Source organism: Pseudomonas morbosilactucae, assembly GCF_023241715.1.
Lineage (GTDB): Bacteria > Pseudomonadota > Gammaproteobacteria > Pseudomonadales > Pseudomonadaceae > Aquipseudomonas > Aquipseudomonas morbosilactucae.
Window position 1 is genome coordinate 1 of sequence record NZ_JALQCW010000160.1, and the last position, 752, is coordinate 752.

A 752-nucleotide genomic window follows, 5' to 3' on the forward strand; every position below is an offset into this window, starting at 1 on the left:
CACTCACGGTGCCATTCCCCATCGAATTTCCGACGACGTGTTTGTGTGCGTTGGCAACAACTTCAAATCCGGCACCTGCTGTTTATGGGGGCAGACGGGTGTCATTCAACCGTGGGCTGGAGTTTCAAAGAGCTCTGTTGATGCTTCTGGCCAACGATAACGGCTCAGGTACGAACTCGTTGCAAGGTGCTTTCTATCTTGCGATTGGCCACTAATAGGAGCCACCTCATGAACCGGTTTTATAGCAAGTCCACTGGCTGCACGTATCTCACCTCAATTCATAGCGTAATTCCTGATGATGCAGTCGAGATTCCTGAGGCGCTTTATCAGTCTGTTATCGCAAATCCCACAGCCGGTAAGGTACGCGCTCACGATGAGCAGGGGTTGCCATACCTGGTTGACGCACCGGCGGTTGTTGCGGATCTAGCGGGCCTGGAGCGCGAATGGCGCGACACTGAATTGTCCACAGTGATGTGGCTGCGTGAGCGGCACCGTGACCAACTGGAGATCGAGGTGGAGCCCACACTTTCTGGTGAGCAGTTCACCGAGCTGCTGATCTACATGCAAGCTTTGCGCGACTGGCCGCAGTCACCGGACTTTCCGCAGTCCGCGCATCGCCCGGTGGCGCCGCCCTGGATCGCCGAGCAAACCCAATAAACGCCCCGCACTGACGGGGCGTTTTCTTTCCCGTCACACCCTCACAGCCTCGCTCATGCGGGGCTTTTTCATTTCTGGAGCTTATCCATGAGTGG

General features: G+C 56.1%; 2 protein-coding genes. Both read left to right on the plus strand.

Annotated features, from left to right (window positions below):
- Positions 1 to 215, plus strand: a 215-nt coding sequence (locus M1B34_RS33705; RefSeq protein WP_268267442.1) for a gp53-like domain-containing protein, incomplete at its 5' end; no start/stop codon positions are given.
- A 13-nt stretch (positions 216 to 228) separates the two neighbouring features.
- A complete protein-coding gene (locus M1B34_RS33710; RefSeq protein WP_268267443.1) occupies positions 229 to 657 on the plus strand; it encodes a phage tail assembly chaperone in 429 nt (142 codons plus the stop codon).
- Positions 658 to 752: the final 95 nt, after the last annotated feature.